26 protein-coding genes and 2 tRNA genes are annotated in these 22496 nt (G+C 31.9%); 10 read left to right on the forward strand and 18 right to left on the reverse strand.

Annotation, left to right across the window (positions count from 1 at the left end):
* From mltG to metF, 5 genes are all read right to left on the reverse strand, one after another.
* A partial coding sequence (gene mltG / locus NE054_RS02265; protein WP_297887934.1) for an endolytic transglycosylase MltG occupies positions 1-974 on the reverse strand: 974 nt, incomplete at its 3' end.
* Positions 971-1387, reverse strand: a complete 417-nt coding sequence (gene ruvX, locus NE054_RS02270) for a Holliday junction resolvase RuvX (protein ID WP_297887937.1) — start codon at positions 1385-1387, stop codon at positions 971-973. The genes ruvX and mltG, both read right to left, overlap by 4 nt.
* On the reverse strand, positions 1384-1572 hold the full coding sequence (locus tag NE054_RS02275; protein WP_297887940.1) for a DUF2892 domain-containing protein: 189 nt from the start codon (positions 1570-1572) through the stop codon (positions 1384-1386). Before NE054_RS02275 ends, ruvX begins: the two co-directional genes overlap by 4 nt.
* A 15-nt stretch (positions 1573-1587) precedes the next feature.
* Positions 1588-2883, reverse strand: a complete 1296-nt coding sequence (gene leuC / locus NE054_RS02280) for a 3-isopropylmalate dehydratase large subunit (RefSeq protein WP_297887943.1) — start codon at positions 2881-2883, stop codon at positions 1588-1590.
* Positions 2884-2935: 52 nt separating this feature from the next.
* On the reverse strand, positions 2936-3817 hold the full coding sequence (metF, locus tag NE054_RS02285; protein WP_297887946.1) for a methylenetetrahydrofolate reductase [NAD(P)H]: 882 nt from the start codon (positions 3815-3817) through the stop codon (positions 2936-2938).
* Positions 3818-3907: 90 nt separating this feature from the next.
* Here metF and NE054_RS02290 point away from each other — a divergent pair.
* The 3 genes from NE054_RS02290 (at position 3908) to NE054_RS02300 (ending at position 4643) form a co-directional block, all read left to right on the forward strand.
* Positions 3908-3980, forward strand: a tRNA-Lys gene (locus tag NE054_RS02290).
* 15 nt (positions 3981-3995) lie between these two features.
* Positions 3996-4070, forward strand: a tRNA-Glu gene (locus tag NE054_RS02295).
* A 51-nt stretch (positions 4071-4121) separates the two neighbouring features.
* On the forward strand, positions 4122-4643 hold the full coding sequence (locus NE054_RS02300; RefSeq protein WP_297887948.1) for a lytic transglycosylase domain-containing protein: 522 nt from the start codon (positions 4122-4124) through the stop codon (positions 4641-4643).
* On the opposite strand, the gene ybeY is transcribed toward NE054_RS02300, so the two are convergent.
* The 4 genes from ybeY to NE054_RS02320 form a co-directional block, all read right to left on the reverse strand.
* Positions 4618-5067 (reverse strand): rRNA maturation RNase YbeY, encoded by a 450-nt coding sequence (gene ybeY / locus NE054_RS02305; RefSeq protein WP_297887950.1) that lies wholly within the window; start codon positions 5065-5067, stop codon positions 4618-4620. The two genes, NE054_RS02300 and ybeY, sit on opposite strands and share 26 nt — an antisense overlap.
* Positions 5064-5867 carry a PhoH family protein gene (locus NE054_RS02310; protein ID WP_297887952.1) on the reverse strand — a complete coding sequence of 268 codons (804 nt, stop codon included), beginning with the start codon at positions 5865-5867 and terminating at the stop codon, positions 5064-5066. Before NE054_RS02310 ends, ybeY begins: the two co-directional genes overlap by 4 nt.
* 218 nt (positions 5868-6085) lie before the next feature.
* On the reverse strand, positions 6086-6778 hold the full coding sequence (gene aroD, locus NE054_RS02315; RefSeq protein ID WP_297887954.1) for a type I 3-dehydroquinate dehydratase: 693 nt from the start codon (positions 6776-6778) through the stop codon (positions 6086-6088).
* A gap of 27 nt (positions 6779-6805) precedes the next feature.
* Positions 6806-7357 (reverse strand): flavin reductase family protein, encoded by a 552-nt coding sequence (locus NE054_RS02320; RefSeq protein ID WP_297887957.1) that lies wholly within the window; start codon positions 7355-7357, stop codon positions 6806-6808.
* Between the two features lie 137 nt (positions 7358-7494).
* Here NE054_RS02320 and NE054_RS02325 point away from each other — a divergent pair, with 137 nt between their 5' ends.
* Positions 7495-7935, forward strand: a complete 441-nt coding sequence (locus NE054_RS02325) for a group 1 truncated hemoglobin (protein ID WP_297887959.1) — start codon at positions 7495-7497, stop codon at positions 7933-7935.
* Between the two features lie 165 nt (positions 7936-8100).
* Here the strand turns inward: NE054_RS02325 and NE054_RS02330 are convergent, their stop codons facing one another.
* Entirely contained in the window at positions 8101-9462 is a 1362-nt protein-coding gene (locus NE054_RS02330; protein ID WP_297887961.1) for a deoxyribodipyrimidine photo-lyase, read from the reverse strand.
* 292 nt (positions 9463-9754) lie between these two features.
* Here NE054_RS02330 and NE054_RS02335 point away from each other — a divergent pair, with 292 nt between their 5' ends.
* The 6 genes from NE054_RS02335 to NE054_RS02360 all read left to right on the forward strand — a co-directional run bounded on the left by NE054_RS02335 (position 9755) and on the right by NE054_RS02360 (position 14714).
* A complete protein-coding gene (locus tag NE054_RS02335; protein WP_297887963.1) occupies positions 9755-10186 on the forward strand; it encodes a hypothetical protein in 432 nt (143 codons plus the stop codon).
* Positions 10187-10198: 12 nt separating this feature from the next.
* Positions 10199-10936, forward strand: a complete 738-nt coding sequence (locus NE054_RS02340; RefSeq protein WP_297887965.1) for a LytTR family DNA-binding domain-containing protein — start codon at positions 10199-10201, stop codon at positions 10934-10936.
* Positions 10926-11861: a DUF523 and DUF1722 domain-containing protein gene (locus NE054_RS02345; RefSeq protein WP_297887968.1), complete on the forward strand. Its 936-nt coding sequence runs from the start codon at positions 10926-10928 to the stop codon at positions 11859-11861. The genes NE054_RS02340 and NE054_RS02345 overlap by 11 nt, the downstream gene beginning before the upstream one ends.
* Positions 11862-11953: 92 nt before the next feature.
* Entirely contained in the window at positions 11954-12250 is a 297-nt protein-coding gene (locus NE054_RS02350; protein ID WP_297887970.1) for a hypothetical protein, read from the forward strand.
* A 12-nt stretch (positions 12251-12262) separates the two neighbouring features.
* Positions 12263-13741, forward strand: a complete 1479-nt coding sequence (locus NE054_RS02355) for an NAD(P)-binding protein (protein WP_297887972.1) — start codon at positions 12263-12265, stop codon at positions 13739-13741.
* Entirely contained in the window at positions 13716-14714 is a 999-nt protein-coding gene (locus NE054_RS02360; protein ID WP_297887975.1) for a histidine kinase, read from the forward strand. Before NE054_RS02355 ends, NE054_RS02360 begins: the two co-directional genes overlap by 26 nt.
* Here NE054_RS02360 and cas6 read toward each other — a convergent pair.
* The 8 genes from cas6 to NE054_RS02400 form a co-directional block, all read right to left on the reverse strand.
* Complete coding sequence (cas6, locus tag NE054_RS02365) at positions 14697-15566, reverse strand: CRISPR system precrRNA processing endoribonuclease RAMP protein Cas6 (protein ID WP_297887978.1); 870 nt, start codon at positions 15564-15566, stop codon at positions 14697-14699. The genes NE054_RS02360 and cas6 overlap by 18 nt on opposite strands.
* Positions 15560-16654, reverse strand: coding sequence for a type III-A CRISPR-associated RAMP protein Csm5 (csm5, locus tag NE054_RS02370; RefSeq protein ID WP_297887980.1), 1095 nt, complete (start codon positions 16652-16654; stop codon positions 15560-15562). The genes cas6 and csm5 overlap by 7 nt, the downstream gene beginning before the upstream one ends.
* Before the next feature lie 3 nt (positions 16655-16657).
* A complete protein-coding gene (gene csm4, locus NE054_RS02375) occupies positions 16658-17587 on the reverse strand; it encodes a type III-A CRISPR-associated RAMP protein Csm4 (RefSeq protein WP_297887982.1) in 930 nt (309 codons plus the stop codon).
* Positions 17584-18408, reverse strand: a complete 825-nt coding sequence (csm3, locus tag NE054_RS02380) for a type III-A CRISPR-associated RAMP protein Csm3 (RefSeq protein WP_297887985.1) — start codon at positions 18406-18408, stop codon at positions 17584-17586. Before csm3 ends, csm4 begins: the two co-directional genes overlap by 4 nt.
* A 13-nt stretch (positions 18409-18421) precedes the next feature.
* On the reverse strand, positions 18422-18874 hold the full coding sequence (gene csm2 / locus NE054_RS02385) for a type III-A CRISPR-associated protein Csm2 (RefSeq protein WP_297887986.1): 453 nt from the start codon (positions 18872-18874) through the stop codon (positions 18422-18424).
* The gene (cas10, locus tag NE054_RS02390; protein WP_297887988.1) at positions 18867-21344 is read right to left on the reverse strand and encodes a type III-A CRISPR-associated protein Cas10/Csm1; all 2478 of its coding nucleotides are present in this window, start codon (positions 21342-21344) and stop codon (positions 18867-18869) included. Before cas10 ends, csm2 begins: the two co-directional genes overlap by 8 nt.
* Positions 21345-21427: 83 nt before the next feature.
* Complete coding sequence (locus NE054_RS02395) at positions 21428-22123, reverse strand: flagellar biosynthesis/type III secretory pathway protein (protein ID WP_297887991.1); 696 nt, start codon at positions 22121-22123, stop codon at positions 21428-21430.
* Positions 22124-22319: 196 nt separating this feature from the next.
* A partial coding sequence (locus NE054_RS02400) for a PD-(D/E)XK nuclease domain-containing protein (protein WP_297887993.1) occupies positions 22320-22496 on the reverse strand: 177 nt, incomplete at its 5' end.

The raw sequence follows: 22496 nt of genomic DNA on the forward strand, positions 1-22496 counted from the left end.
TTTTTAAGATGTTCTTGATAGTTTTGAGAAAATATATGTTTATTCTTGTCTTTAGATAATACATAGTAATAGTAGTTGGTTTTTTGAGGATTTAAGACTGCTCGTAGCGATGACAAACCAAAACTACAAATTGGTGTAGGTGGTAAACCTTTATATTTGTATGTGTTAAATGGAGAATCTATTTTCATACTTTCTTTGGTGAGATTCCCTTTGTAAAGGTTTTTTAGTCTTAGGGCGTATATAACTGTTGGGTCTATATCTAACTTCATTCCGGATTTTAGTCTGTTGAATATTACAGATGCTATTAGTGGTTTTTCTTCTTCAACGAATGTTTCTTTCTCTATCAAAGATGCTATAATCATAGCTTCGTAGAAAGATATTTTAGGTTTGTAAAAGTCTGAATAATCTTTGGATTCCACTTTTTCTTTGTAAGGTAGGTATCTTTTTTTAAAAACTTCTAAAAATTTACCTACCAACGATTCTACGGTTTCATTCTCATCAATACTATAACTCTCCGGAGGAAAGTACCCTTCAAATGAATCTCCAATTAGCCCATATTTTTTAACATTTTCTTTATTAAATACAAATTTGATAAAGTCTTGTTTTTTTATTATTTTTTCTTTATCCAACTTTTCTGCAATGTCAATTAGATTATCTCCCGGAATAATTGTAAAAAGTCTTAATTTTACTTCTCCTTTTGATAACTTCTCATAAACATCTTTTAAGGAGTACTGACCTTTAAACTCGTAGGTTCCGGCTTTTAGAGTTTTGTTGTAGATTTTTGCATAAAGGAAAAACAAGTATTTGTTTGAAACTATTCCATTTTTTTCTAAAAGTTCACCTATCTCTATGGTTGAGTAGCCTTTGGGAATGTTTATCTCTTTGTTTAATGTTTGTTTTTTATGTATTAAAGCGTTTAAACTTAAAAAAACTAAAAAAAATACAATAAAAAGAATCGATATGGTTTTTTTCATTTACCAAAAGCTAAACTATCTAAATACGTTTGTAGAATAAAAACAGCAGAAAGGCTATCTATGTAATCTTTCATATTTTTTTTCTTTTTTGTCTGAGATAGATGTTTTTCTGCTAAGGATGTTGTAAATCTTTCATCTATGAAAACTATTTTTACATTCGGAATGTGATTTTTTAACTTTTCTACAAAATCTTTGGTGTATTCTACCTGTTGACCGTGAAATCCTTTCAGTGTTATTGGAAGTCCTACGACAACTGTTGATACATTTTCTTTTTCGATAAGGGATTTTATTTTTTCGTACACAGAATCATCATTTATAATGTAATCAAGAGGTTTTGCGGTTATACCAAGGGGGTCGCTTATAGCAACCCCAATTCTTTTGGTTCCTATATCTAACGCTAAAATTCTACTCAAGCTGCCTGTTGTTGTTTTGATGATATTCCAGCTATCTTATACAAAGGACAAAATCCTGTAATAGCTGTTAAAAGTAGTACAACTCCAACAAAAGTAGATATTACAAAAACTCCACCTTTTTCTACCCCAAAGTATACAAGGATACTACCTACTAAAATTCTTACTAAAACGTCCCAAAATGCCATTTTAAAACCCCCTTTTTATAAAGTGATTAAAGTTTCTACATCTTCATATTTTGCAACTTCATCCGGATGGGCTATCCTTCCTAAGATGGCGGAAGCTGCCGCAACAGCAGGACTTGATAGGTAAACTTGGCTTTTTGGATGTCCCATTCTTCCAACAAAGTTTCTATTTGATGTGGAAAGACAAACTTCTCCTTCTGCCAATATACCCATATGTCCACCAAGACAAGGACCACATGTTGAAGTACTTATTAAACATCCGGCATCTGCAAGGATTTCTATGATACCTTCGTGGAGTGCTTGTTTGTAGATTTGGTCAGAAGCCGGAATGACTATACATCTAACTTCTGGATGGACCTTTTTACCTTTTAATATGGCAGCTGCTATTCTTAGGTCCGACAACCTTCCATTTGTACAAGAACCTATAAAAACTTGGTCTATGTGTGTTCCTGCCACTTCACTTACAGGTTTTACGTTAGAAGGAAGGTTAGGACATGCAACTACAGGTTCTATCTTGTTTGCATCAAATTCGTACTCACAGCAGTATTTTGCATCAGGGTCTGATTTGTATATTTTAAATTCTCTGTTTGTTCTTTTTCTAACCCATTCAATGGTTTTTTCGTCAGCTTCTATAACGGCATTTTTTCCACCGGCTTCAATAGCCATATTAGCGATTGTTAATCTGTTGTCAATATCAAGGGCTTTAATTGCTTCTCCGTGGTATTCCATAGCTTTGTATAATGCACCATCAACACCTATCTTACCAATTACAGATAAAACAAAGTCCTTTCCACCTACCCATTTTTGAGGTTTACCGTAGAATACAAACTTCATCGTTTCTGGAACTCTTAACCAAGTTTCACCTGTAGCCCATATGTAAGCAATATCCGTTGAACCTACACCGGTTGAAAACGCTCCTATACCTCCGTAGGTACAAGTGTGAGAGTCTGCTCCTATTACAAGGTCTCCTGGTACTATAAAACCTTTTTCAGGTAAAAGTGTGTGCATTACACCACTATCTTGTCCTTCAAAGTAATTTTTGATTCCCATCTTTTTAGCAAAATCTCTGGATATTTTTATTTGTTGAGCGGATAGGATATCTTTTGGTGGGAAAAAGTGGTCCATAACAAGGGCTATTTTATTTGGGTCGTGAACTTTATCGATTCCGTACTTTTCAAGTTGTTTTATAGCAAGTGGAGCTGTTATATCGTTTGCAATAGCCAAATCTACCTTGACAGTAACTAACTCTCCTGGTTCTACATAATCTTTTCCAGCGTGGGCTGCTATTATTTTTTCTGTAATTGTCATTCCCATAAAAATTACCTCCTAAGCAAAAATATGAATAATTATAACATAGGCATTTTTGTTATTGTTCTATGAGATTTTTTATATTTTGATAGATTTTTATTGTAGCATCAGATTTGTTAAGAGTGTAAAAGTGTAATCCTTTTACACCATTTTTTATTAAGTCTTCACACTGCTTTGTAGCAAACTCTATACCTATTTTTTTTGTTTCTTCCGGATTGTCTGCGTACTTTTCAAAAAGTTTAACAACATTTTCCGGAATAGTTGCACCACACAAAGATGCGAATTTTGAGATTTGGCTGAAATTTGTAATTGGCATTATTCCTGGGATAATGGGAATATTTATACCTTCTTTTTGGCATCTTTCTAAAAACTCATAAAAGTAAGAGTTGTCAAAAAACATCTGGGTGATGGAAAAGTCCGCTCCGGCTTCTACTTTTTTCTTAAAGTAAAAAATATCCCTCTCTAAATTTGGACTTTCCGGATGTCCCTCCGGATAGGAAGCAACAGCTACACAGTAATAGTCTTTATAATTTTCTCTTATAAAACTAACCAACTCGTTGGCATGTTTACATCCATCTAAAGGAAGTTTTTCTTTTTCAAAGGATAAAGGAATATCTCCTCTCAAAGCAAGAATATTATCTATACCTATGTTTTTATAATCGTCTAATATACTTTTTATCTCGTTTTTTGAATGGCCTACACATGTAAGATGTGCCATAACAGTAAGGTCTGTTTCCTCATGAATTTTTTTTACGATATCTCTTGTTTTTTCTCTTGTACTTCCCCCTGCGCCATACGTAACAGATACAAAAGTAGGGTTGAGAGGTTTTAACTCTTTTATTGTGTTAAACAGTGCATCTTCTAGTTCTTTTGTTTTTGGAGGAAAAAATTCAAAGGAAATGGAGGTTTTAACTGTTTTTAATTTTTCAATTATTTTCATCAAATAACAACCTCTCAAAAATTTTATATTTATTGTAATAAAAAGCTTGCATTAAATCAAATATTATGATATATTATTTATCTGTTTTATGAGTCGCTAGCTCAGTCGGCAGAGCACCGGTCTTTTAAACCGGTGGTCCTGGGTTCGATTCCCAGGCGACTCATTATCAAACGAATATGGCCCCATCGTCTAGCCTGGCCTAGGACACCGGCCTTTCACGCCGGCGACACGGGTTCGAATCCCGTTGGGGTCATTTTTTCTCAAATCTTGACTTTTTGCCAAAACATCTGGCATAATCTTAATCATGATTATAAAACAATTTTTAGTCTTTGTAATAGGGTTTTTACTTTTGTTCTTGCATTCTGATAAAAGTTATGCATTAAATGAAGATTTAAATAGATGTTTTTATGAGGCTTCTGTATCTTACAACGTCCCGTACGCTCTATTAGTTGCTATCGCAAAGGTTGAATCCGGATTTAGACCTTGGGTGATAAACATAAACCAAAATGGAAGGTCTGTAAAAGTAATAAGTCCAAAATCTTTAACGGAAGCTATGGTTTACGTTAGATACCTTCACGATAACGGGTATAACTACGACGTAGGTATAGGACAGATAAACGTATGGAACATAAAAAGGTTGAAACTCCAACCAGAACAGCTTTTGGACCATTGTAACAATATTAAAGTATCCGCATTCATTTTAAGGGAAAACATAAATAAATACGGTTTAACATGGGATGCTATATGGAGATACAACGGTAGAAAAGATTATGCGTACAAAGTTTACAATGCTTTAATTTCTATGGGACTTGTAGCTCGTAGATAACTTTTTGACATATTTTGTCTTGTAAATCAAACATTATTTTTGCATCTTCTTCGTTGGTTTCATGGTCGTAACCTAAAAGGTGTAAAATTCCATGAGTTAGTAATCTTACAATCTCCTCTTTGTAAGAATGTCCTATTTCTTCCGCTTGCTTTTTGGCATAAGGTAGAGAGATTATCACATCTCCTAAAACTTTATACTTGTATTCTACGGTTTCTCCCTGTGGAAAAGATAAAACATCGGTAGGTTTGTCTTTGTTTCTCCATTCTTTGTTGATTTTTTTTATAGTTTCATCATCGGTTAGTGTTATACTGATTTCCACGTTGTCTAAGTTTAGACTTTTTAAAATTTTCTGTGTTATATCTTTAACAAGAGGCTTTGTTATTTCTTTATCGTAAATTTCTTTGTTTATCAGTATTCTATTCATCTGTTTTGTTGTTCTTCTTCGTATTTGTTGTAGGCTTCTATTATTCTTTGGACTATAGGATGTCTGACTACGTCTTTTTCTGAAAATCTTGTAAAACCTATACCTTTTACTCCTTCTAAAACTTTTATAGCTTCTATCAATCCGGATTGAGATGTTTTTGGTAGGTCGATTTGGGTAACATCTCCTGTAATCACAGCTTTTGAACCAAAACCTATCCTTGTAAGTAGCATCTTCATCTGTTCTTTTGTTGTATTTTGAGCTTCGTCCAGTATTATAAATGCATCGTTTAGAGTTCTACCTCTCATAAATGCCAAAGGTGCAACTTCTATCACCTTTTTCTCTATCATATCGTTTACTTTTTCAGGGTCAACCATATCGTAAAGAGCATCGTAAAGGGGTCTTAGATATGGGTCAACTTTTTCTTCTAAAGAGCCTGGTAAAAATCCGAGTTTTTCTCCGGCTTCTACAGCAGGTCTTGTAAGGATTATTCTACTTACTTTGTTCTGTTTTAGGTAAGATACAGCAACAGCCATTGCAAGATAAGTCTTACCAGTTCCGGCTGGTCCTATTCCAAAGGTTATATCGTTTTGTTTAATTGTTTCAACATACAGTTTTTGGGTAGGGGTTTTGGCCATTATGGGTTTTCTTTTGTAAGAAAAGAGTATGGTATCTGATATTTTTTCTTCCTTTTCTAACTTTTCTTCTTTTTCTGTTTCAAGTTTGAAACCTACAGCAAGATTTCTTACATCCTGAGGTGAAAGTATATGTCCAACTTCAAAGTAAGATGATATCTTTTCCATAAACTCTTCAAATTTGTCGAGGTTTTCTTCCGGACCTGATGCTATGATTGAAGTTCCTCTGGCAAAGATTTTTAGGTTAAAAAGTTCTTCAAAGTATCTTAGATTCTCATCTCTGGTACCTACTACGTTAAAAAACGCTTCAACCGGTATTTGTACTTCTAACTTTAAAATTTCTTAATACCTCCGTAAAATTGATTTTGCCATTAATTTATCTCATTTTACTCTAATTTCCAGCCTTTTTGTATATTGAAAAACTCTAAAAGCTCATTCAACTTTTCGGCTTCTATCTGTCCAGGAGCAAAGGACTGTCCTATGTAAGTGTAAGTTATCATACTACCGAACACAGGTGCTACAACTCTTGAAACTTTTCCATAATCTCCCATAAGTATTGCGACTATATTTTTTTGTCTATTTTTTTGTGCAATCCACATAACCCTTGCTACATCTTCAAAACTGTTTGCTTTAAAGGCGTACTTTACAATATCAGCACCAAGACTTTTACTTTCGTCTATGATTGATTGGATATAATCGTCCGATGGAGTTTTGTCAAAATCGTGATAGGACATTATAACCGCTTTACCTTTTTGATGGTAAAAATCTATAACTTCTTTGTTTATAGTAAAAGAGGTGTATTCAATATCTGCCATATCAACGTAATCACAGACATACTTGAATATTTTTAACCTCTCTTCATCTGAAATGTCCGTTCCACCTTCCAACTTGCTTCTAACAGTTGCAAGAGCGATGAATCCTTTTTCTTTAACTTTGTTTGCAACTTTTACTATATGGTTTATATCTTTATCTTTAAACTGGTCTATTCTAAGTTCGATTATATCTATATTTTCAAAAATGGCTTTTGATAGAATATCATCTAAATTCTCATCAGTTATCGGCAGTGCAACCTTAACCATATTTCATTTCCTTTTTGATTTTTAATTTTAAATTTTAACATATTTTGGTTTTTTGTGGGTTGAGTAGAGGTTTTTTCCGTGGAATAAAGTATACCTTATTTTTGATGGTTTTAAGTAGCCTTTTTTGTAATGTTTCAAAACAACCTTTCCAAAAACCAAACAGTGGTCTGTAAAATCTATTACATTTAGTTTTTGGCATTCATAAATTATCAAAGAATCAGTTATTATGAGAGAGTCTATACTTAACCCTTTCTGATGGTTTAACTTTGTTATTTCCCATTTGTTTACTTGATTTCCATGGGTTTTTCCTATCTTATGAATTTCTTCTAAATATTGATAAGGTAGAAAATTTACACTAAAGTTATCGCTTTCTAGAATTAAATTATAACTGTAGTTTTCTTTGTCAACTGCAACTGCATAAATAAATGGGTTTTTGTTTACAGGTGTGTGATTAGCAACTGTAAAAGGGTTTTCTTTTACACAAACTATGGCTACTGGCCTTGGTACCAGTCCGTAAGTGTAACTTTCTTCTAAAAGTGTTTTAAATGTTTTTTCAAAGTTCATAACTTTTCCTTTCAATTTTTTTATTTAATATAACTTTGTGTTAAGTTTAAATAAACTGAAAAAATTTTAGAATAAGATGAAAAAAAATCTGTTTACCTTAAAATTTTTTTATGAGATTTTCATGATGTAAATCATTTTTGGGAGGTAATGTCATGAAGGTTTTAAAACACGTAGTTGCAGGTATTTTGTCTGTAGGACTGGTTTCTTTTTCGTTTGCAGCTTCTCAAGAGAAATCTCTCTATGAAAGGTTAGGTGGTAAACCAGCTCTTGAAGTTGTAGCAAAGGATTTATCAGATGCTATGGCAAAAGATGACCAACTCAAAAAGTACTGTGGTAACATCAAAGGTGAAAGAAAAGAAAAAGCTCTTGCTAATCTTGTTAGCTTTTTGTGTATGGCAACCGGAGGACCTTGTAAATACACAGGACCTGATATGGAAACAGCTCATAAAAAACTTGGTATTACCGGCAAAGATTGGGACAGATTTGTAACTATCGCAGTTAAAGTCCTTGACAAACACAAAGTTCCAGAAAAAGAGAAAAACGAGTTATTAACAGCTGTAGCTTCTTTGAAAGATAAAATCGTAAGTAAATAATTTAAAACTACCCTGCCATAATTGGCAGGGTTTTATAAAATTTACAATTTTTTGACCTGCTTATAGGGTGTTGAAATGAATAGATGATGTAGATTTGCTTTGATATAATTCGAATGTGAACTATCCACACTTATAGAAGGTGGAGACTTCTTGCTATAATATTGTTTAAAAGTCATTGTCGTATTTATTTACATATTCTTTGATATTAAACTTCCTTTCTAAACCTTTGTCATTCATGTATCTTACCTTTCCGAAAATTTTTCTTTCTTGCCATGGTCTGTCAAAATTTCCAAAACACCAGGATATTCCTCCATAACCGTTTGGGTCTCTTCCATCTAAGGCGTATTTATCATTTAAATAACATGCTATATCAAATGCTGTTTTTGGATTGTCTGTCCACTCTAATATTTTTTTTGCCCAGTACATTCTCATGTAGTTATGAATTTTCCCGGTTTTTAGTAATTCTTTTTGAGCTGCGTTCCAGTAAGGGTCATGGGTTTTTGCATTTTCAAAATCTTCCAGTGAGTATAGATAATCTCTTTTGTCTTTTATATGTTCTTCTAAGGTATCTTTTGCCCATTTTGGTAATCCTTCGTAGTGGTTGTATAAAGGATTAAACCAGCAGTAGTTTCTTGAAAGTTCTCTCCAAACTATCATCTCGTTAAAAAATGATTTTACATTTTCATCTTCTCTGTTGTAGTGTTTTAGGATTTGAAGGACTATCTTTAAGGGAGATATCTGTCCAAAGTGAAGGTAAGGACTTAAGTTTGAAGTGTAGTCCTTAGTTGGGTCTGACCGTAACTCAGCATATCTGTATAACTTTTTTTCTATGAATATTTTTAATCTTTTTTCTGCTTCGTCGTATCCTCCAACAAAGTGGTTTTCTACCGTTGATACGGTTTTGTCTATGTTAAGTATTTTTAAGAATTCTTCTACACTATCTATTTCAAGTGATTCTATGTCTAAGGTTAAAGATGATACTTTTGGTTGTAATTTTTCAACCGGATTTAAAAATTTGTCTATAAGTTTTTCTATTTTACTTTTGTATAGATAAGCGTAAGGGACCATTTTTTCCGATACTATCTCTATAGGAACTACAACATCACTTTCTACTTCGTAAACTGATACAGATACTTTTTGAGAGATTTCCTTTCTCCAAGTCCTCTGTGTTTTTAGATAATTTCTGTCTAAAACTATACAAATGGATTCTTTTCCTAAGTCTAATGTTCCTTCCGTGTACTTCTGTTTTCTGATTATGAACTTTATTCCTCTTTCTTCTATAACTTTTTTGGTTTTTAAAATACCTTCTAACATAAATCGGTAATACCTTTGATTTGATTGTTTGTAAAAATCTGTTATGAAAAATGCTACTATTAAAGGTTTTTCCATCTGGTTTGCTTTTTTTATGGCGTATTCGAGTGCATGGTTGTACTCTTCTCTCTGACTTGCTTCCATAACGTACAAAACATACTTTCCTTGTTTGTTATCCGGATTGTCGTTTAACTTAAAAACTCTGTTTTCAAACATGAACTTACTCTCCTTTTTTTGGTTTTTAACTTACCATAAAATTTTTTTAAATTCATACGTACTTACAAAAATAACCTATAAAAAGTAATTAATCTTGTTGTTGTAACATTGAACCGTATGTATTGTTTGTGATGTAAAAACTTTTTAAGGAGGTAAAAAGCCATGCAACTACCAGAAGCTTTTAGATTTATGAGGATAGGTTGGTGGATAGTACACATCATAGGAATAGGTGTTGTGTTTTATCTTGGTACAATGTTTGGTGGAAAGTGATGATAAAAGGGGGTAAGCCCCCTTGTATCTAATTTTTAAGTATTTACATATTTTATCGGTAATAGGTTGGATATCTTCCACTTCAAGTTTGGGTGTTTACCTACTTTATAAAACTTTTGTAAAAAAGGATTTGAAAAACCAATTTGAAGTAAGAAGTTTTTACAGATTTCTCACCATTTTTGAATTGACGTTTTTTGGATTAGTGTTGTTGTTTGGTTTGCTTATGGTAGGTGTTTACGGGATAGACACAACTCAAAGATGGATTTTTTACAAAATTCTGATTGTTTTTGGTTTTTTTCTACCACTTGAAATAGTGAACGGAGTTTTGATATTTAAGTTTGTAAAAAACGAAAAGTGGTTTTTGATTTACGATAAGTTTATAATTTTAATTACGCCTTTTTTGATTTTGTTTGGATTAGTTGTAGTGTACTTTGCAGTTTTTAAGCCAACTTAAAGGAGAGAAGACATGAGAGTTTTTATAGTTGAAGATGAGTATTTAGCAAGAGAGAGGTTAAAAAGGTTTTTACAAAAAATTCCGGATGTGGAAATAGTTGGAGAAGCGGAAAATAAAACGCAAGCCCTTGAAAAGATACCAAGTTTAGAGCCGGATGTGGTTTTTTTAGATGTAAAGCTTCCAGATGGAACAGGGTTAGAAGTTGCCAAAAGTTTATTGGAAAGTGGAATCAACCCTTACATAATCTTTGCTACAGCTTACGGAGAGTATGCCCTTGAAGCTTTTAAAGTAAATTCTGTTGATTACATTTTAAAACCTTACGAACAAAAAGATGTAGAAAACGCTTTGAACAAGGTTAAAAACTTAGAAAACAAAAGGATAAACACCACAAATACAATCAAATTTTTAGAAACGAACCAAGAGTTTTTTATACCAGTAAAACATTTAAGTAAACTTATACTTTTAAAACCACAGGATATATACTATGTAAAAGCGGAACTTTCAGAAACTATAATAAGAACAAAAGACGGTGAGTACTTTTCAAACAAAAAACTTTATGAACTGGAAACCATTTTAAAACCAAAAGGATTTTTCAGGGTCCATAAAAGCTACCTTGTTAACTTAGGAAAGATTAAGGAGATGAAGGTTGCAGAGCAGTCTAAATTTGTTATATACTTTGATGGTATTAACGATACAGTTAAAACAAGTAGAGATGGAGCCAAAGCTTTGAGGGATTATCTTGGAGTTTAAACCTGTAGTTGTTTTAAGTAGATGTATAAACAAAGAGCCGGTTAGATACAACGGTGGAATAGTAACCGACGATTTTGCAAAAAAGTTGGAAAAATATGTAGATTACATAACCGTCTGTCCTGAAGTTGACATTGGTATGACAGTACCACGCCCTACCGTTGTACTGGCTAAGATAAACAACTCAATCCGTATGATAGAGCCTACTACAAAAACCGATTACACAGAAAAACTGGAAAACTTCTCAAAAACATTTTTAGAAAATATAAAAGATGTTGATGGATTTTTACTAAAAGCAAAATCTCCAAGTTGCGGTGTATCCGATACAAAACTGTACCAACCAGATTTAAAACACACAATTGGAAAAACAGATGGCTTATTTTCTAAAGTTGCCAAAGAAAAGTACCCATACCTTCCAATTGAAGATGAAGGAAGATTACACGATTTTTGGATAAGACAAGATTTTCTTACAAAAATATTTACCTATGCAGAGTTTAGACATCTCAAAAAAGACCTTAAACATATAAAAGACTTGATAAAATTTCACCAAAGACACAAGTACTTGATAATGCTTTACTCTCCAACGAACCTAAAAAAAATGGGAAATACTGTAGCAAACTGGGATAAGTTAGGATTGGATAAAACAGTTGAAAAATACGAAGAACTTTTAAGACAAACTCTTTCAAAACATCAAACCATAAAATCTCATATAAACGTTTTACAACACATATACGGACATTTCTCAGATTTACTCAAATCCGGAGAAAAAAGGCAGTTTCACCATCTACTCAACAAACTCAAAGAAGACAGGATGTACCTTATGGTCGTGTTGGAGTTTATCAGAAACTTTGTTTACAGGTTTGAAGATGAGTACCTTTCATCTCAAAAGTACCTAAACCCATATCCGGAAGAGCTTCAACAAATTTAAATAAAAAACCCTTAAAAATCAAAAAATACATCTTTATAAAAATAATCAACTCTTTATAATTTATCTAAACATCAATCAAAGGTGGAACTCTTATGCTTGTAAAAGTAGAGTCATCAACTACCATCATTAAAGATATAATAGGTGGAATATTTGAGATTGAAGGAACAGGATACCTTGAATGTAGAATAACATTCATATCAAAAGGAAGCTACAAATTGGTCATAAAAACTCCAAACCAAGAGGTGATAAACATAACAGGAAAAGGTATATCTCGGATAACACTGAATACAGATATATTCACCATACAAGTAATAGAATCTACAGACAAACTCAACATCACGGTAAACAATATAAAAGACTACTTTTTTGACATTCTATCTATAAACTAAAGGAGAAAACAGTTGTTTGATTACATAATAGTTGGTGGTGGCATAGGAGGTGTAATAACCTACAACATCTTAAAAAAACTTGGAAAAAACGTATTACTTATAGAAAAACTCAACTATTTAGGAGGATGTGCAGGTACATTTGAAAAAGATGGAATGTTTTACAACGTAGGAGCTTCCACATTGGTAGGTTTAGATGAAGGATTACCGTTGGATATTCTGTTGAAAATACTTCAATTGGATAAAAAAAATCTTCCTGTGATAGAAATTGACCCTTCAATAGTGGTTTACGTAGGTGATAAAGTTATCTACAGATATACGGATTACGAAAAAGCCTTTGAAGAGATAAATAAAAACTTTTACCATTCAAACAATAAAGAGCTTTGGGAAAAGATAAAAAAAACATCTTCCAAAAACTGGGAAAGTATCTACAAAATGTTACCATTTAATCCAAAAAATCTAAAAACATTAACAAAAACAGCCCTAAAAAATATACCATATCTACTATCGACCTTCAAAGAGAACACCTTTACAGCAAAAGATGTGATAACTCAGTACGTGAAAAATCCGGACAAAGATTACATCTCATTTTTAAACAGTCAAATTCTTATGACGACCCAGTGTTATTGGGATGAAGTTAACTTTTCTTTTGCTTCTATGGGACTGACCTACCCAAACCTAAAAAATTACTACGTAGTTGGAGGAATGAGTAATTTCTTAGAGAACATAACAAAAGATAAAAAAGATATACTAAGGAAAACAAAAGTTTTATCAATATCAAAAAAGAAAGATGTTTTTACCGTAAAAACAAACAAAGGAAACTTTTATACAAAAAAAGTTATTTTAAACAGAACAATATGGGATTACTGTCAACTTTTAGATGAAAATCTAAAAAATAGCTACTGTGAAAAAAATATAAAAAAATACTCCAAAATCTGGTCATCAGCAACACTGTACTTTTGGATAGAAGATAAAGAAAATATTTTAAACAATCACCACTATCAGGTACTACACGAAAGAAATCCTTACACAGACAGTTACTCATTTTTCGTTTCGGTTGCGGACCAAATTGATAACCGTGGTGGTAAGAAAAGTATTACAATATCTACTCACTGTAAAATAGACTTTTGGGAAAATTTAACAAAAGATGATTATGAAAACAAAAAAGAGAGATTAAAAGAGTTTATACTAAACAAGCTTTATAAAAAGGTGCCTGCTTTTGGAAAACTTGTTAAAGGAGATGTGATGGTAGGTACACCAAATACATTCAAAAAATATACTGAAAGATACAGAGGAAGTGTTGGAGGCATACCTTTAAGAAGAGAGTACACGATGCTTAATTACCCTGTTGGCATAACACCAATAAAAAATCTGTATTTGGTAGGAGATTCTGTGTTTCCGGGACAGGGATATCCGGGTGTATGTGTTGGAGTTTTTAACCTGCTATTACACGTAGAGGAAGATTTTCGTGAAGTATTTTATAGACATATCTAAACAGGATTGGCTTGTTGTTTTTATCTTTGGGATTATTTTTGGTGGAGTGTTAGGTAGTTTTATAACAATTTTAATATCAGCTGGGAGTATTTATAGAGGATTTTTTACAGGTATAATTTTTGGAAGTTTTATATTTTTGTACTCATATTTATTTATAAACTTTTCAAACAAGTACGTTTTAAAACATTTTCCGGAAGGGCTTTGGGAGTTTATAAGTCTGTTTTTTTCTTTTTTATCGGGATTTTTTGGTAGCATTACAGGATATCTGATAGTAAAAAACTTTGGAATAATACTAGTAAAAATTGATAAAGAGATTCTTTTTTTAAGTTTTGTATCAATTGGTATTTTGACAGCTGTTTTAGGATATCTCCTTTACTGGATAGTTAACATAAGAAAAATAAAGTCTGATTTAGAAAAGTCTCTCATTACAGCAAGGTTAAAAAGTTTGGAATACCAAATAAATCCACACTTTTTATTCAACACCCTTAACGTTTTAGCTGAACTTACCCACATAGACCCACCGTTAGCTGAAAAAACAATAATTACATTTTCAAAATACTTAAGAGATATAATAGACGAAGAAAGTTTGATAGAAGTTGAAAAAGAGTTATCTATCGTACAAAAGTACATTTTTATCCAGAAAATCAGGTTTCCTCAGATAAATGTAGAGTACCACATAGACCAATCTATCTATAAGGTAAAGATTCCAAAACTTTCCTTACAAATCCTTGTAGAAAATGCTATAAAACATGGTGTAAAGTCAAAAGGAAATGTATGGATAAAAGGATACAAAAAAGACAGTATGGTAATTCTTGAAGTAGTAGATGATGGAGAAGGTTTTAGTCAAATAGTAGAAGGAACCGGATTGAAAAACTTAAAAACACGCTTAAAACTTTTGGTAAATGGATATTTGGAATATTTTAGAGAAAACAACAAAACAGTTTTTAGAATAACACTACCTATAAATTTTTAGCCTTCCCAAACCAAAAGAAGTAGATTTTCCTATATTTATATTTTCAACTATGTATAGGTAAGGTAAAATGGTGTTTATATCTCCCTCTATTGTAAACTCTCCTTCAAAAGCCGGAATAACCATATGTTTTTCTTTTCTGTTGGAGTACCTTTTCATCGGAGATGGAACTAATTTTATATCTTTTAGCTCTATTGTATCTTTGTTTATGGTTAACTTGTTTTCCAAATAACCGTAAGCTGATGCTACCTTTGATATACGGCTGAGTATAGCTTTTATAAAGATATCTTTGTTAAACTCGTTAAACTTTACAATATTTCCAAACAGCTTTATAGAAGTTGGATAAAGTCTTACTTTTAGATTTTTTAATCCGGATTTACAATCAAAAAAATGAAAGGCGTTAGATTTTCCTACATAGTTGTATATAGGTTTGTAACTTTCGGCTAAAGGATTGTAGTAATAACTACCTACAGACTTTATGAATCTTTCTTTACCTAAGTTTAAAACTCCAGATAAAGAAGCGATTAAAAACTCCCAGTATTCAGAAGATTCACCAAGAAGAGTTATCTCTATACTTAAAATATCATCTTCTTTTAGCATTCTTTTTTCAAAGGGCATTAGAAAAACATACTTTGAAGGTTTGTTGAAAAACAGTTCAGACTCAAATATTACGGTGTAAGGGCAGGTTTGGTTTAATTCACACTCTTTACACTCTATAAAAGGTTTAATACAGACCATCTTTTTTAGATTCCTACCTAAAATACCTCTAAACGCTGAGCCTAAAAAATAGGGCTGTTCAAAAGATGTGAGTACTTTATAATCTATCTTTAACCTTACAAACTCAAAGTTTACCAACTTACCTTAACCCACCCTAAAGGTTCATTGTTAACAGTCAACTTTCTTGACTTTGCTGGCTTATTCTTATAGCCTTTTTTTATTCGACTATTCCTATAATCTTCTACTATTTTTTCGAAAATACTACCAAATAAAATCGGGTCACTTTGTTTTACAATCAAGTTTACAGTTAAACTTAAAAAGCCTTGATGTTTACCTATCCTAAGTAAAAATCCGTCCTTAATGTTTTGTAGTTTGTCATAATCAAAGTTGAGTTTTTCTTCCAAGTTTTTATAAAACTCCTTTTCGTGTTGTATCAAATCAAAGGCAAACTCGTTACAGATATTTTTCAAAGAGTTTAAATCTTTTATATCCATAGATGTGTGTTGATTGTAAAGTTCATTCCATAGAATATCTATCTTAAAGGAAAACTTTTGTCCTTTTTTTAAAACTTCATGAAGTTCTGAAAAAGTTTTTGATGTATTTATCACTTTTACGTCTGTTATATAAAGGCTATCACCCGGATTTTTACAGTTTGTATCAGATATGGATACAAACTTCATAAAATCAAATTTTCCATCTTCTTTACCTTTTGAAAAAACTCTTTTTTCATAATCTTTGGATATTTGCTCAACTTGTTTTTTAACATTACCGTTTAGATTTACATTTCTCAAATCGTTTAGAAAATCATTTTTTAATTTTTGGTTGTTTTTAAGATAGTGGTAAAAAATGGCTGTTCTTATGGCTCCTTTTATCTCTGAACCTGGAATGTAAACACTGTTTGCAACCTTTATAAAAGACCATATGGATTTAAACTCTGAGTTACCTTCTTTGTTTGGCTTGCGGATTTTTCCTTCCAGCTTTAAAGTGTACAAAGGATTTAAATCTTTTGGTATGAAATCTCTTAAATCGTTTTGAAGAGACTCTCTTTCTATTTTTGAAAGTAATGTAGAAAGCTTTAGTTTTTCATGCTTCAATGCTGATACTACTTTATCAAAACTGTACACTTTGACAACTTTGTTTGATTCGTCATAAACGTAGTTCCAATTATCTATCTTTGTTCCATCACCTATATGAACTGGAGATAAAATCTCTATGGTTAGGTTCATACTTTATCCTCCGGATTGGATGTAAACGGGAAAAGCAAGACCATACTGATAAACAGTTTTTACCAAATCTATCTTTCTTATTTCACCGTAAACATCTTTCCTACTTTTTACTTTCAGATTTGACCCTTCTTTTAGGTATATTAGTTTGTCTTTCCATATGTTGGTTAATTTAAAGTCGTAGTTGTTATCTACAGCTCCGGTAAAAGTGTAATACTCATAAAAACTATCTTCGTAAAATATATCTGTATCCACTATAAATGGAGAAAGTGTTATAAATCTGTCTGTTTTATTTTCTATGTACTTTTTTAGGCTATCATCGGAAACAGGGTCTGAAAACAAAACTTTACCGCCTCCGGATGTTCTATCGCCTCCTATACCACAGTCCTGCAAGAGTTTTAGGCTACTAAATACCTCATTTTTTAAGCTTTCATTGTAAAATAGAATGTAAAAAAAACTATCAGTGTAGTAGTAATGCTCTTGATAAAAAAGCTCTCCATCTCCTTCCGTTGAAGAGAATATTCTGTCTATCTTGGTTTTTGGTTGTAAAGTTTTTGTGTATAAATCTACTGGCTCTTTCTGATTTTTCAGTTCATCAACCAAATCTTGTTCTGTCTTTATTTTTCCGTCTAAAACTTTTTTAAAGTTCTCTTCGGATATGAAGTTTAGTTTTTTTAACTTTTTATAATCGTCTAAGACTTTGCTTCTTTCGGATAAAAGTAAAGGTTTTGGAAAAAAGTTTTTTCCTTCTTTTTTTGGTAGTATTGAACTTACAATAAAACTTGGGTTTTCTATGTACCGATTTAGAAATTTTAAAAGACTGTCTTCTGAGTACAGTAACCTGTAAGCCCAGCAAATTCCTCCAAATATAGTATAAGATGAGATTGAGTCTCTTAAAGAAGAGAGAAATTTTACCTCAACTCTGTAAATGTTCATCTGCTAAGCTCCAAATTTGATTTTAGAGCTTCTTCTACATTTTTAAACTTATTACCACCGTTTAATTTCTTTTCTTCCTCTTTTCCTTCGTAAAATTCTTTACTTCTGTATATTATTTCTATATCTCTAAAAAACACTCTACCGTTTCCTCTTGTACCTCCACCACCTAAGTAGTTATCTTCAAGAAGTCTCATTCCTTCTAAAACTATCTTGAATCTCTGAAAATCTTTGTCCTCTAAAACTTCAAACAAAATCTCCACTTCAAACTCTGAACCTGCTGGTACCCTTTCTTGATACCTTGGGTTAGCTTGAGATGTAATTCTATTTATCGCGTTTTCTACTTTAACTTCCGTGTAAAGACCTTCTCCCAGCTGTTCTTTCCAAAATTCTATGGTTGTAGCAGTTGGATAACTGTCATAAAATTTTACTCTTGTAGGTCCAGCAGGAGTTTTTAAATTTTTTACATTTGAAACTCCTACACCAAAAACAGTCCCAACATCGTTTATGTTTCCTTTGTCATCAAATGGGATGAACTCTGATTTAATATTACCTTTATTGTCTCTCTTTACCATTACAAGTCCGTATTTCCACTCTAAGAGACTTCTTATTTTACCTTTTAAAGAAGACCCTGGAATGTAAGGCATTCCTTCTTTTATCTCTCTTCCATCTTTTAGTTTTATATCTATTGGAACTTTTATAACAGGGTTATCTAATCCACCTATTTCAAAGCTTTCTTTTGAACCTCCTATATGTAATCCTGTGAGACACACAAGGTTTGCTTTTATGATTAAGTTTCCTTTAAAGTTTAGGTTAATGCTCATTTTCTAAAACCTCCTAATTTTTGTTGTGTATTTTGTTGTATGCTACTATAGCTGTGAAAAACTGTAAAAATCTCTCAAAATCTTCTTTTGTACTGTTTTTATCTACAAGTTTTTCTAAACAAGTTTTTAAAAGTTCATAAAATTCTTTTGGCATAAGACCTCTTCCTTTAGAGTAAGCCAGTTTAGGATAAAGAAGGTAAATTTCTTCTTTTGATGTAGCGTTTCCTTTTATCTGTTTATCACAGATATTTTTTATTTCTGTAAACACTTTTCTTAGCTGTGATGTTTTTAATTGTTCGCTTAGTTCTTTTGCTATTTTATCTGCCCATCCTTGTGGTGGAGCAAAAACTTCCGGTTTTAAAACATCGGACAATTTTGAAGCCTTTTTTATCTGTTTTGTAAAGTTTGGTATTTCTGGCTGTTTTTGTTGATTTTGTTGATGTTTTTGTTGAAACTCTTTACTCATCTTTCTCACCTCTTACTTTTCTTGTTTTTAAGAAACTGTAGTTTAGTATAAAGTCTGACACGTCTTTATTTTTTTCCAAATTTTTTATATACTCTTCTTCTAAAAATTTTTTGGCTTCATCGTTTGATACGTTTCTGGCTATGTAGTACTGGATGTATGGGTATATCATCGGGTTTGGTTTTTGTTTGTAAATTATTTTTTTGTCTGTGTTTTTTTCTACAAGGTACTTGTCTTCCAAAGTTTTGTAGTAATGTATAAATCCTCTTGATATTCTTTTGTTTTCTATAAAACTGGTTAGTTTTGTTGCTTTTTTAATAACTTCTTCAAAATCTTTCCATTCTACCGTATTTTTAAATGCTGTAATTCTGTTTTTTCCGGATTCTTTTGATGCTTCTTCAGCTTTTCCTGCCATCTCAGCTGATATTCTTATTGGAAACTTTGGTTTTATCTGAACATACCCAGCTGAGATTGTTATATCCGGATTTGCGGTTGTGTAAAGTGTGAACTCTTTGTATATTCTATTTGCAAAATCAAGTAAAAAGTCCCAAGGTCCTACTATAAAAAGGTCATCTCCACCAGAGTACAGGATGTAGTATATGCTATCTGTTTTGTTTTGACCTTTATCTTTACTTTCTTCTATACAAAGTTTGTTAATGTATCCAGTAAAAAACAGGTCAAACATCCGGCTTAAAGTTGCTATTCTTGATATGGTTATCTTATCACCTAAACCTTGACTAAAAATCTTTCCTAAATTGTCCACGTCCATCCTTAAAATTCCTATTCTTTCGTCTCCTTGAGAAAACTTTGCTATCTCTTCAAATGGAATTATCTGACCTTTTGATACCACTTCTTCCGTTGAAGCAAAATCTTCTTTGGCTTTTGGAACTGTAATACCCAAGAATTTAAATCCGGTTGCATTTTTTAAATTGTCTGTATCGTTTATTTTTAGTATAGATGTGATACTTTCATCTTTTAAGAAATGTTCGTCTGAACTCTCAGCAAGGTAAACAACTCCTAAATTTCCTAAGGTTATTAACCTTCTACTGTCTAAAAAGTTCAAACCTACACTTTTGGAAAAAATAAGGTATTTAGTTGATGGAAGTTTTTCTCCTATCTTTATAAAAATTTCACAGTTGTCACAGTTTTCTTTATCCTCTTCCGTTAGATAGGTTCTACATACAGGACATAATTTTTTTGTTTGTATATGTTTTTGGTTTACGATACTGATGGCTTTATCTAAAGTATTGATAAATTTTCTTCTTTTTCCATTGTCAAGGCTTTCGTTTAACTTTTGCAAAACTTCTCTATACTTTCCAGATGAAAGTTTGTCTGGAGTGTAGCTGTAAGTTCCTACCGAAAGCCCAAGCTCTCCTTCAAACTCTCCAAGTAAGTACTCTTCTATATCTGTCAGCAGTTTTTTTATTTTTTCTCTGTTTTGTTGAGTATTTGCCACTATCAACTCAAAAACACCACCACCACTGTATAGTATATTTGTGATAGGGTAGTTAAGGTTGCTTATTATGTATCTAGAAAAGACTTCCGGAAGGAGTGCTATGAAGAAACTTCTACCTCTTAATGTCTTTGCAACAGGTTTTTTATAAACTGTGTAGATAAACTTTTGTATTCCACTTATGTCTGCTTTTATGTGGAGTATTGATTCTTCTTTATTTATTTGTCTATCTTTGAAGTAATCCGCTAAAATTACAGCTACCGCTGACAAAACACGAGAGTGGTCAAAAAGTGATATATCCGGATAGTGGTTATTTTTGTTTTTTGAGTCGAAAGTAGATGCTGGAATACACCAGTTGTATTTATAAATCAGGTAGTATATTGTCTCAAATATTTTATCCGGATGACTTTGGAATTTGACTCCCAAGCTTGCAAGGTATGTTAATTTTTCGTTGAACTCTTTTTTAAAGTTATCCCAATGGGATTTGTAATCTCCGGCGGTTTTTATACTTTCCTTTTTTAATTGATAGTCTGTATAAAGTTGATAGTAATCCTGTGGGAAGATTGTGTCTTTGTTTAAAGAGAGTTTGTCTATTTTATAAAAATACCTTTTATCATCTTTATCTTTATTTTTTTCAAGACATATATTTTCAAAGACAGCTCTAAGTCTTGGATTGTCTCTCATAAATTTGCCTATGTCTTGAGATGTGTCAAAAGGAGCTTCATCTAACCTTTCAGATGATGAAAACCAATCTGCTTTTTGAAATATTTCTTGAGTTTGATTTTTGGGATTGTGATGGTATGTTCCATCTTTTATAACTTCCATTTCCTGTTGAGAAAATACCGCTTTTAAACCTTCTGAAAGTTCTTCATTGATTGCTTTTAGAGAAAGTGCTGCATGTTGATATTTAAAATCGTCTTTGTAATCTTCTATAGATACTCCAGACCTTTGATAAAACTTTCCAATATCATGAAATAAACCGGATATACCTATGAGATAAAACCTTTCTTTTTCCCCCATTATGACCTCATTCGTCTTTTATGAAAAAACGTAAAAAAAAGTATAACAAAAATTTTTTAAAAATTTCAACTGGAATTGGCTTTTTATATTTTTATATCTTCTATACTTTTTGCATTTAATACCATTTTCATCAAGTTTGTTAATATCTCTTCTTCGTTGATGCTTTTTATTTTATCTTCCAAACTCTTAGGAATATTCCCAAATTTTTCCTCCAAAATTATTATGATGGAATTTTGCATACTTATAATCTTCCCCTGTTTAATACCTTTTTCTAATCCTTGTTTAATACCTTTTTCCAAGCCTTGTTTGATTCCTTTCTCTAATCCTTTTTCCAATCCTTTTTTATAAAATGGGTCCTGTTTTATCATCTCTTGGGTTATTGTTAGTGGCATCTTTCTTTCCTCCATCATTAAACTTAACCTTTCCTTTAATTTAGGTCTGTAATCTAACGCTATCAATAGCTTCCTTATGTAATCCCCTCTCTCTTTCTCTGGTAATCTCATCAAATAGTCTACCAAATTTAAAATATATTTCTCAAAATCTTCTACTTTACACAATACCGCAAGTATTTTGTCTTCTATGTTTTGGCTTTCCATTAACTCTTTACATTCTATCTCTTTTATGTCCTTTAATACGTATGTGTATTGTATGTTGTTTTCTTTTATTGTGTTTTTCATTCTTGGTTTTCCGTTTCCTATGTATAAGACTATCTGTATTATCTGTCTGTCTTTATATCTTCTTTTTAGCATGATGTAGTATTCAAGCATTCTGTATGGCATGTTTTTATCCGGATAGGTTTGGATTTCAATGTGGAGAATACTTCCATCTTCAAGTTCTAATACTATGTCTGCTTTTCTTTCTTTTACAGATGGAAATGTGTTATCAAGTATCTTTACCGCTTTTTGCCGACAAGGAGTTCTATAAACTTTATAGGTATGTTTTGGATTATGTCTCTTAGGGTTATGTCTATCTTGTTCATTTTACCTTCTCAACCTCAAAGTTTGTTATATTCCTTTTCTCTTTACTAAACTCTATACCTATCACGTAAATCTCTTTATACTTGTCTTGGTATTTTTCATAATACTTTTTCTCTTTTATCTGGTCTAATGCTTTTCCTTCTTGGGTTTCTTCTATCACTTTAAACTCTATTAT

The sequence above is a fragment of the Sulfurihydrogenibium sp. genome (assembly GCF_027448985.1).
Classification (GTDB): domain Bacteria; phylum Aquificota; class Aquificia; order Aquificales; family Hydrogenothermaceae; genus Sulfurihydrogenibium.

Bases quoted from the DNA above. Each gene is read 5' to 3' on its own strand.
- NE054_RS02330 (WP_297887961.1), bottom strand. From the start codon at position 9,462: ATGTTTGAAAACAGAGTTTTTAAGTTAAACGACAATCCGGATAACAAA.
- NE054_RS02310 (WP_297887952.1), bottom strand. From the start codon at position 5,867: ATGGAAAAGATATCATCTTACTTTGAAGTTGGACATATACTTTCACCT.
- csm5 (WP_297887980.1), bottom strand. From the start codon at position 16,654: ATGAACCTAACCATAGAGATTTTATCTCCAGTTCATATAGGTGATGGA.
- csm2 (WP_297887986.1), bottom strand. From the start codon at position 18,874: ATGAGTAAAGAGTTTCAACAAAAACATCAACAAAATCAACAAAAACAG.
- cas10 (WP_297887988.1), bottom strand. From the start codon at position 21,344: ATGGGGGAAAAAGAAAGGTTTTATCTCATAGGTATATCCGGTTTATTT.
- NE054_RS02275 (WP_297887940.1), bottom strand. From the start codon at position 1,572: ATGGCATTTTGGGACGTTTTAGTAAGAATTTTAGTAGGTAGTATCCTT.
- NE054_RS02350 (WP_297887970.1), top strand. From the start codon at position 11,954: ATGCTTGTAAAAGTAGAGTCATCAACTACCATCATTAAAGATATAATA.
- aroD (WP_297887954.1), bottom strand. From the start codon at position 6,778: ATGGTTAAGGTTGCACTGCCGATAACTGATGAGAATTTAGATGATATT.
- NE054_RS02395 (WP_297887991.1), bottom strand. From the start codon at position 22,123: ATGCCATACAGAATGCTTGAATACTACATCATGCTAAAAAGAAGATAT.
- NE054_RS02300 (WP_297887948.1), top strand. From the start codon at position 4,122: ATGATTATAAAACAATTTTTAGTCTTTGTAATAGGGTTTTTACTTTTG.
- csm4 (WP_297887982.1), bottom strand. From the start codon at position 17,587: ATGAACATTTACAGAGTTGAGGTAAAATTTCTCTCTTCTTTAAGAGAC.
- NE054_RS02325 (WP_297887959.1), top strand. From the start codon at position 7,495: ATGAAGGTTTTAAAACACGTAGTTGCAGGTATTTTGTCTGTAGGACTG.
- csm3 (WP_297887985.1), bottom strand. From the start codon at position 18,408: ATGAGCATTAACCTAAACTTTAAAGGAAACTTAATCATAAAAGCAAAC.
- metF (WP_297887946.1), bottom strand. From the start codon at position 3,817: ATGAAAATAATTGAAAAATTAAAAACAGTTAAAACCTCCATTTCCTTT.
- leuC (WP_297887943.1), bottom strand. From the start codon at position 2,883: ATGGGAATGACAATTACAGAAAAAATAATAGCAGCCCACGCTGGAAAA.
- NE054_RS02340 (WP_297887965.1), top strand. From the start codon at position 10,199: ATGAGAGTTTTTATAGTTGAAGATGAGTATTTAGCAAGAGAGAGGTTA.
- ybeY (WP_297887950.1), bottom strand. From the start codon at position 5,067: ATGAATAGAATACTGATAAACAAAGAAATTTACGATAAAGAAATAACA.